At 62.5% G+C, this 9,221-nt stretch carries 8 protein-coding genes; 2 read left to right on the forward strand and 6 right to left on the reverse strand.

What is annotated here, in order from left to right; all coding sequences use genetic code 11:
* Nucleotides 1-27 precede the first annotated feature (27 nt).
* From KBX53_RS12465 to KBX53_RS12475, 3 genes are all read right to left on the reverse strand, one after another.
* Entirely contained in the window at nucleotides 28-912 is an 885-nt protein-coding gene (locus tag KBX53_RS12465) for an FtsK/SpoIIIE domain-containing protein (protein ID WP_210859265.1), read from the reverse strand.
* A 110-nt stretch (nucleotides 913-1,022) separates the two neighbouring features.
* Entirely contained in the window at nucleotides 1,023-1,958 is a 936-nt protein-coding gene (locus tag KBX53_RS12470; protein ID WP_210859267.1) for a hypothetical protein, read from the reverse strand.
* Nucleotides 1,959-2,079: 121 nt separating this feature from the next.
* Nucleotides 2,080-2,412: a hypothetical protein gene (locus KBX53_RS12475; RefSeq protein ID WP_210857472.1), complete on the reverse strand. Its 333-nt coding sequence runs from the start codon at nucleotides 2,410-2,412 to the stop codon at nucleotides 2,080-2,082.
* A 197-nt stretch (nucleotides 2,413-2,609) separates the two neighbouring features.
* On the opposite strand from KBX53_RS12475, the gene KBX53_RS12480 reads away from it, so the two are divergent.
* Nucleotides 2,610-3,359, forward strand: coding sequence for a helix-turn-helix transcriptional regulator (locus KBX53_RS12480; RefSeq protein WP_210859269.1), 750 nt, complete (start codon nucleotides 2,610-2,612; stop codon nucleotides 3,357-3,359).
* Between the two features lie 26 nt (nucleotides 3,360-3,385).
* Nucleotides 3,386-3,856, forward strand: coding sequence for an NUDIX hydrolase (locus KBX53_RS12485; protein ID WP_210859270.1), 471 nt, complete (start codon nucleotides 3,386-3,388; stop codon nucleotides 3,854-3,856).
* Here the strand turns inward: KBX53_RS12485 and KBX53_RS12490 are convergent.
* The 3 genes from KBX53_RS12490 to KBX53_RS12500 form a co-directional block, all read right to left on the reverse strand.
* On the reverse strand, nucleotides 3,844-4,401 hold the full coding sequence (locus tag KBX53_RS12490) for an HD domain-containing protein (RefSeq protein WP_210859271.1): 558 nt from the start codon (nucleotides 4,399-4,401) through the stop codon (nucleotides 3,844-3,846). The genes KBX53_RS12485 and KBX53_RS12490 overlap by 13 nt on opposite strands.
* A 151-nt stretch (nucleotides 4,402-4,552) precedes the next feature.
* Complete coding sequence (locus KBX53_RS12495) at nucleotides 4,553-7,741, reverse strand: DEAD/DEAH box helicase (protein WP_210859276.1); 3,189 nt, start codon at nucleotides 7,739-7,741, stop codon at nucleotides 4,553-4,555.
* A 104-nt stretch (nucleotides 7,742-7,845) separates the two neighbouring features.
* Nucleotides 7,846-8,625, reverse strand: a complete 780-nt coding sequence (locus KBX53_RS12500; protein WP_210859278.1) for a hypothetical protein — start codon at nucleotides 8,623-8,625, stop codon at nucleotides 7,846-7,848.
* Nucleotides 8,626-9,221 lie beyond the last annotated feature (596 nt).

Raw genomic sequence — 9,221 nt, forward strand, 5'->3', positions numbered from 1 at the left:
GGACGCGAGTCGGAATGGTCGTGGTTTTCATGCCGCGTCCTTGGCGGCAGGCCGCTCGCTGTTGGCGAGGCGGGTGTGGCGGCGGGTCCAGGCCGCGTAGTCGGCGACGCGGATGATGTCGTTGTCGGTCATGTAGGCGGCCTTGACGAGGGCGGGGATGCCGCCTTCGGCGATGAGGAGTCCGGCGCCCTGGTTGTTGGGGTCGATGGTGTTGGAGGAGAAGCCGCGGGCTGCCCAGCCGTGCCCGAGCACGATGTCGGAGGACACGTCGGTGGTGCAGCGGCCGGCGAAGCGCCAGGCGAAGATGTCGCGCAGCGAGGTGGGGATGATGTCCGACGACGGGCGCTGGGTCGCGGCGGCGACGATGATGCCGACCGCGCGGCCCCGGGCGACGATGTCGCGCAGCAGTGCGGCGAACAGCTTCTGGGTCTTCTCGTCTCCGGCGGTGGCGGAGAAGTAGGCGATCTCGTCGCAGGCGACGAGGATCTGACCGAACAGGTCGTTCGGGCCGATCTTGCGACGCTTACGGGCTTTGAGGAACGTGTACCGGTTGTCCATCACGGTCTGCACCCGGCGCAGCGTGCGGATCGCGTGGTCGATGTCGGGGCCGACGAACACGTCGCAGGCGTCCTCCCACAGCCCCAGCTCGACCTGCTTGCCATCCAGTAGGCACAGCCGCACGTCCGGGCACAGAGCCGCGTGCCCAACGATCGTGTTCAACAGGCTGGACTTGCCCGCGCCGGGCTCACCGCCGATGAGGATGTTGCGGTAGATCATCGGCAGGTAGACCGGCTGGCCGAACTCGTCGATGCCGAGGAAGACCGGGTCGAAGATGGACAGGCCCGCGCCGACCGGCACCGTCTGCGGCGCGTCTGGCTGCGTGGGCAGTTCGATGGTGTCCGTGAGGTCCATGGCAGGGCTCCCGGGGTCGGTTGACACGTACGTGTCAATGCGGGTGGGGGGACGGGAGAGGCGCGGACGCTTGACCCGTCAGGGGTGCTTGGTCCGCGCCGTCCCGGTGGTTAGGCGTAGTCGGAGGGGTCGAACCCGTTCGGGCTCGCGGTAGGGGTGGTGGGGTTGCGCGGCTTGCGCTGGCGGGGGGTGTCGGTCGAGGGGGTGATTGGCTCGTCCGGTACGTCGGGCAGGTCCAGGCCGACAGGCGGCATGCCCGGGGAGGTGGGAGCGTTGGCCGGGATGTCCGTGGGGACGTAGTCCGGCAGCGGCGACACGACCTTGTGCGCCAAGGGCTCGCGGCGGGTGATGTCGATGCGGATCAGCGCCGCGTACTTGCGGGAGTGGCGCATGACGCGGACCTCGTTGGCCCAGCACGCGACGGCGAGTTTCTGCACCTGGCCGTCCTGCTCCAGATCCCGCAGGGACAGGCCGGGACGCAGCCACACCCAGACCCGTTCACCGGCCGGGGTCGGCTTGGCGGGCAGGATCAGCGGGAGCGAACCGTGCCGGTTGGTGGCGATGAACGCCGCGAAGCACAACCGCAGCCGATGCCGAACGATCAGGCACCAGATCCAGGCCATGACCCGGCGGCGGATCGGACCGATCGCGGCGGGAACGCCGACGACCAGGGCGACGATGAGCAGCGAGCCCCACAGCGGGGTGGACTGCATCACCATGTTCCAGCCGTAGACGGCGACCAGGCCGAGCACGATTTCCGGCAGCCAGTGCCAGAAGACGCGCAGCACAGGCCACGCCACGATCAGCGCGAACACCACCGCGCCCAGCAGAGCACCGAGGACGACGCCGAGCAGCGCACCCACGATCGGGTGCCAGTAGTGCGAGGCCACCGTGGCGGCCAGGAGGCCGACCACGCCGAGGGTGACCCAAAACGCGATGGTGGCCCGACGACGGTACGAGCGGGCAACCGGCGCTTCGATGACAGTGACGTTGTTGCCCCCACGGTTCGACCAGCCGAACGGGGACCTCTGGCTAGACTTGGACACGACAAGTCCTCCCTCAGTAGGGACCTTGTTGGACAGGACGCGGGGTCGCAGACGACGCCAATCAGCGGCGACCCCGTGTCCACCTCTTCGCTTCTGTGGAGCCGAACAGGAACCCCGGCCGCTAGACGGCGGCGGTGTCCATCGCGGTCAGCGCCGAAGCCCGGAACGCGACACCGGAGCGGACCTTGCCGTCCCGGTCGTTGACCCAGGGCAGCGCCTCCAGGTCCATCGGCACGACCGGCTGACGAACGGCCACCGCCGGCATCACCGGGCTGACCACCGTCACGTTGATGACCTCGGCGCTTCCCTCCGACAGGGCGTAGAGCTGCACCGCCCACATCGGCTGCTTCGTCTCCCGGTCGAACTTCTGCTGACCCGTCTGGTCCAGCTTCGGAACCGGGTTCACCGCGACCTCGTACGACACCCGCGAGGTGTCCAGCAGCAGACGTCCCATGGCTGACTCCTTCATCTCGTGAGCTGAGCCCCTTCGGCGGGCCAATCGCGTCCTTTCTGGACGGCAGCTCTTGTGGAATCAGGTTCCGTCGATTGGTAGTGACGAGTTCACCACCAGGCATGGACGAGTAGGGACGTCCTTGTTAGGCTAAGTCGTCCCACGAGTTGTCCCTCGACGGCCGATGAGCAGGAGATGCGATGCCGAACGATCGCCTTCGCAACGGGTTGCTCAAGAAGGGCCTGACATCGGCGATGCTCGCCGACAGGCTGGGTGTTGATCCGAAAACCGTTGAGCGGTGGGTCACGCAGACTCGCAACCCGTACCCGCGCTATCGCCACACCATCGCCGAGCTGCTGGACGAGAGCGAGTCGTACCTCTGGCCGGACGCCCTGCCGACGCAGCGAGCCGTGCAGGTCAGCCAGTCAGAGGTAGTCCACATTTACCCGCGCCGCGGAGCCGTCCCCACCGACCTCTGGCAGCGGCTCCTGGAGCAGGCCACCCGACAGGTCGGCGTCCTGGTCTACGGGGGTTTGTTCCTGCCTGAATTCAACCACCGCTGGGTTCCGACGCTCCGCGAGAAGGCGTTGGCCGGGGTCCAGGTGGAGTTGCTATTCGGCGACCCGGAGGGCGAGCACATCGCCGAGCGCGGGGACGACGAGGGCATCGGCCCGGCCATGTCCAACAAGATCCTGAACGCGTTGGCCTTCTACAAGGACCTGCGAGACCTGGACAACGTCGGGATCTACTACCACGACACGATCCTCTACAACTCCATCTACCGCTTCGACGACGAGATGCTGGTCAACACCCACCTTTACGGCACGCCGGCCGCGTACGCGCCGGTGCTGCACCTGCGGCGCCTCGGAGGTGGCGACCTGTTCGACAGCTACGTCGCAAGCTTCAACCGAGTCCTCGGGAAGAAGCGGGCCGTCTGGCCTGAACATTGAGCCACCGGCGGTGAGAGGCTAGGGCCATGGCCCGGATCGAGCACTTCAACAACCCGAACGCCCCGAAGCCAAACAGCATCGTCGTAGCCGTGACCGTCTTCGTCCAGGACGAGCAGGGACGCGTGCTGCTCATCCAGCGCACCGACAACGGCCTCTGGGCGTTGCCCGGCGGTGCCCAGGACTTCGGCGAGTACATCGCCGAGACGGCGGTACGAGAGACGCGCGAGGAGACCGGAGTCGAAGTCGAGGTAACCGGTGTGATCGGGATATACACCAACCCGAGCCACGTCGTGGAGTACAGCGACGGTGAAGTTCGTCAGCAGTTCTCCATATGCTTCCGAAGCCGATACCTCCGTGGGCAGCCGAGGACTAGCGACGAGTCATCAGCGGTCAGGTGGATCGGTCAAGAGGAGCTGAATGAACTCACTATCCACCCCTCTATGCGCCTTCGCATTGACCACGGCTTCGAGCGACGGCGCGAGCCCTACATCGGATAGCCAGGCATCCTCGCCTCAGTTCTCTTCACTGCCTCAAGCAGCGGTTGCTCTGCGTCGTCCCAGAACCGCGTCACCAGATGATCAGGCCCGTACCGTTCGCGAATCTCGGCAAGTCGTTCTTCCGCCGTGAAGTCCTGCCCGTCAGGCCCAGTGGTCATGTCGGCGAACCACAAGGCGTCAGAGACGGGGGACTCCTCTCGCTCGAACTCGTCGGCCAATTCGATACCCAGGCCGCGAACCTCAGCTTCGTAGGCTGCACAAGAGTGGTGGGCAACTAGGCTTGCCAGGCGGTAGCTGAACCCTTCCCGCAAGAGCCACCTTGCCCCGTCTAGGGAGTGGAAGCCTGTGTCCCGGATGGCCGCCGCATACCCGATGTCGTGTAGCCACGCCGCAGAGACCAGCAGGCTGGATTCCGGGAGTGCCAGCACATCCCCGAGTCGAGCTGCCTTCGTGGCCACGGCTTGAACATGGTCCCAGCGGCGGGGGAGCTCATCTGCTAGATGACGACGGGCCACCGCTGCTGCCAGTTCGACCCCTTCCCTCATGAGCCGAGACTAGTTCCCCACCTTCCCCTGTGACGATGGCCCTGAGCGGACGAAGGTGAAGCGCCGGCGGTCTCAGCCTCCTAGCAGGGTGTCCACGGCAGCGGACGGCAGCGGACGGCACCTGACGAGGCCGACTACCCCCTCGCGGATGTCACCTAGCGGACTGCGTCTCTTCGGACGAAGCCCTGGGGGCTTCCCCGGACAGCACCTGCCAGAGCTCGCGCAGGTCGGCACCGCTCACCTGGGCGCCCTCAGGTACGTGCCGTTGCCACTCACCGGGACTCAAAGCCTTCAGAAATTCACGAGCCCGGGCAGGGCGGATCCCTTCCGGTGGCTGCGTCCTTGCGAACTCCACGCCTAAGGAATTGGCTACGCTACGCGGCACGGAACTCATCCGCATAACAACACCAGCTTCAGTATTGACACCGTGATAAATCATGGCGCCGAGAAGATTAATTCTGCGCAACTGGTCTTCGGGGAGTGCGCTGAAATCGATTCCGCTGGTCGGCAACTTAGACAACGCGGAAAGCCCCCAGGCACCCGCAACGGCGAGGTGTCGGTAGATCGCGCGCGTCGCCTCCGTGATAGCCGCTGTCGTGCTTGTATTCGAGCCCGAGAAATATCGAACTGCAATATCTTCGATAGAAACGCCTTCGACCCAGTCCACTGCGATTCGGGCAGCTCGATCGCCGAGGCCGGTCCCCATGCCGCCATTTAACTCCTCGATGCTGGCGCTAATCTGAGGGAGCTGAAGCATTACCCGCATTAGTTCTGGCAGAGAGCTAGAAGAGACGTCCCCGAAAAGGCTTGATGGTTGCCAGTCGCCGGCGTCTAGCGCGTGCGGCATATCACGCATGCTGTGCATAGCCGCCCTGATCCCCTCCGGGGTGAATCCCGTGCTGTCCGCGAGGGTGGTTGTTTCCACCCGTTCTGCGAGATCCGCTGCATACGCTCTCGTCGCTTCTAGTAACTTTAAGCCCTGATCGCGTTTCTTGGGAGTGGATTCGGCCAGCGAAGAGTAGCCGAACGTATTTCTAAGCAGCAGCTCCGTCTCCGCGAGAACGGCGTCTAGATTCTTCTTTTGCGCGAATAGATGTGCGACGTAGGTTCGGAAATCCGCCCACTGGTCACCGTAAATCGAACGCTCAAGTTGAAGAAGCTGACCCGCGTCCTCCAATTCCTGAAGAAGCGTTACGAGGCGCGAGACCAGACGGCCCGTCTTCTCTGAGACGAAACTCTTGAGGGTCTCGCGATCATCGGATTTGCACGAAATCCCTACGACTCCGATGCTGTCCTGGTCCACCCGTCCAGCCCGTCCAGCAAGGTTCCAAAACTCGCGGCTACTCATGGGTCGGCTAGACCTCCGAGCCGGCAGGTGCCTACTCGCGAGCAGGATCGACGAGACCGGGAAATTCAAACCTTGTGAGAGGCCGGTCGTGGCGACAAGGATACGCAGCTTTCCCTGTTCCGCGAGCCACTCCATCAGAGATCGAGTCTCGTCGGAAAGCCCGGCATGATGCACGCCGATTCGATGTGACAGCAATTTTATTAGTGTGAAGTCTTCGCTGACTTCCGTTGCTAGGTAGCGCTGCACGAGTTCAATCTCCGGATCCGTGGATTCCGGCAACTCGTCAGCCAAGGCACCAGCAACCGCCCATACGCTCGGGATGGTAAAGCAGATCACAATCGCTGTCCCGCGATTAGAGAGCGTTACTGACGCCGCGCCAGCGATCTTCCCTAGGTTGGTCCTGATAGCTGAGTACGTCGAATCGAGCTGTGGTCCATCGCCAAGCTGGTAAGTGTCATCGATGCGAAGCGACGGAGCCATGGTGACTAGAGGTTCAAACTCCAGCCCCCATTGCCTCCCGCGACCACTTGGAGGAGCGGTCACGGATACGAGGCCGATCAGACGATCGTTCGGCTGCCAAGGGGTAGTCGAGAGACTGATGCTCTTTCCTGTCTGCGGCGAAAGCCAACGAGCGAGATCATCTCCGTTGGGAACGTTCGGCATAAGTAGCAGGAAGTTGGCATGGGGACAGTCGTGCTTTACCGTTGCAAGCAATAGTTCTATACGGATTCCGCGGTCTTCGTCCTCAATGTTATGGGCCTCATCAAGTACGAGTAACGCGAGGGGCCGGGCTATAGCGCGCGTTCTGATGATTAACGCGAGCTTCTCCGGTGTGGCCACCAGGACATCAAAGGTTCCCTCCGCCTCGGCCAGCATGGATGCTTCGATCTCATCCACCTCGACCGCCGCAGTCAATTCCTCTACGCGGACTCCGCTAGGACTTAAGTCCCTTCGCAGCCTCCGGGTGATCTGGGAGACTAGCGCTCTAGTCGGTGCGATGTAAGCAACCCAGCCTCGATCCTGCTTGAACTGGCTGATTGCTTGAACGATCTTAAATTCAGCAAGGATGGTTTTGCCGGAACTCGTCGGAAGGTCGACTACAACGGCTGCGCTTGCGGGATCCAGCAATCCTTGCTCTTGAATCGCGACTCGCTGCGGCGGGAGCATCTCAAACATCGATCGTTCGCGGGTAGCAGTCCGAACGACACTTCGGATCTCTGGGCCAATTCTGGTGACTGCCCAAAGGGACCCGGAAACCATTCGATGGACCATTGCCCTCTGCCAACGCAGTACTACGACAAAGGCCGGATCGCCAGACTGCTGAGCCGCCGAGATGGCGCGATCGAAATGAAATTCAAGGTGGGTGACGATGTCGGCGGGAGTTCCTTGCATGAGGTATGTGGCAACGAGTTCCGAAAGCTTCGCCCAGTGATATAAGGCTACTAGTCGCCAGCCCGTTGCCTTTAACTCATCCGGATGGCTCTTCGAACCGAAAAGAACCTCCTCGCTCTCTCGCTGGTCACTCCGAAGGTGGGCGACAATCTGGGCTACTCCCTCTAGATCTCCCCAACCATCTTTTCGCAACAGACGAACCCACACCTGACCAAGGCTGCTGAGGACTCTTGTGTCCCAAGTGCGCCCAGTACCGAACAACTCCGGTTTGACGTCGCGATCCCGCAACCACGCGCGGTACTCCGCCCACCGATCAGAGCAATAAGCTAGGGCACCCAGCTGTAGTACTTGCCGTACCAAAGCTTCGAGTGAGTAGTCCTCCAGAGGAAGGGATCTTAGCAATTCGAATGCTCGGTACGCGGCAGCTTCAGCTATCTCGGCTGACTCGGTTGATCGAGAGGGCGTCGCTTTGGTCAGTTCGTCAATTCCCTCGCTGGCTGCGATCTCGTAGGCGAAGGCAACATCGTGAATGAGAGCATAGCCATCTTCCGCCGTGTTATCGACGGGAAGTCGCAACTGCTGGCCGAGGTTATGCTGCACATAGAGCCGAGCTGCGGCTTCGTGCGCTGCTTTTACTCGCTCAGGGCCTATCGAAGCCACGGACCAGTGGTTCTGTAGCGCTTCGAGCCCTCTGCTAGAGATGCTCATGCTGCCGTCTCCACTGCGATCGACCCTTCCACCAGCGATGCCAACACATCGGCCTCAATGTACAGTCCGATCAATTCTATCGCTGTTTTCGTGGCAGGCAACTCTGAAAGGCGATTTGTTAACGCTTCGAGATCCTTCATGTTTGCGGTGGTGACGTGTACCAACACTCCGAAGAGCATCACGTCTTTGGCGTCTGCGAGATATGTCTGCATTGCCTGTCGGTGGATGCTAAACCACGGCTTGTTAATGCTGTTCATGGTGAGGTACTTGATCGCCCAACGACTACGATCATCGCTGTCATTGAGGCCCGATAGCTGGCCCCGGAGCCCTTCGCTTCGGCTGGTAACGACCGACGGAGGCCATGACTGGTGGTGGCTGGTCTTCACCTCGACAAAGACGAAACGCACCCGGTCGCCGGAGTGAAATCCGATCAGATCGACGCCGCCACTGATGCTGTTTGGGTTGCGAGCTGAACGACTATCGGCCCAAGGAAAGGTGCAATCCCTTGAGTTCGACAAATGATGTTCTGCGAGGGCTTCGCCGACACGCCACTCCGCGAACTCGCTAGGTGGCTCTAGTACGCGTTGTAGCGTCGTGACAGCGAATTCTGTTCGGGGTAGATCCTGTAGAGCCTCGAAGGCCTCACTCAGGCCAGAGTCGTCTCGCAAAATCGCCCGTATCGCCGGCGCGATTTCTTCGACATCAGTGGCGGTTAGCTCGAATCCCGTGGCAGGTACAACGCATCCGTCGATCTGATAGGCGACTGTGCCTGCCATCCACGTCACCCTCCCAAGGTGGAACGGATACGAGATCCTGTCGGTGCAGACTACAGGAGGCGATTGCTCTGTAACATAGAGCAACAGTCGGTATGGCGCATCCACTAGGTGTGGTACGGCGGCCGAAGTGGCCTCCAAGTGATGCGTTCGGAGGATGTTGACGTGCAGCAATTGCGTGGACGCCAGCGACGCGATCCGGTCTGCCCCTTGTGTCGTTGCGGCATGGCACCTGGCCGGGCGGCCCTAGCCGGAGTCACCGTGTGAGAAGTTTCTGTACGAGATCAAGGCGGCCCGCTTCGCAGGCCGCTCGCGCCGCCGACCAGGGGCCGACCCGGAGGGTCGCCGCTCGGGGACCCCGCCGCCCAGGCGCAAGCGCCGGCGGCACCCCGGCGGTTCCAGCCCCGCCGGCGGCGCGAACATACGAGGAAGCCCCGGGCCGCCATAGTCGATGGCAGTTCCGGGGCTTCTTCGGGTCGAGACACAAGCAGTGCCTCCGGCGGGGCGCTCGGGCGCTCTGGGATGGTTGGCGCCATCCCGACAACCTCCGTCCGGGCAGAGCCGAGTGGGTGGGGGCAGGCCGGTGAAGGGGGTTCATA

This window comes from Micromonospora sp. M51 (assembly GCF_018070305.1).
Classification (GTDB): Bacteria; Actinomycetota; Actinomycetes; order Mycobacteriales; family Micromonosporaceae; genus Micromonospora; species Micromonospora parva.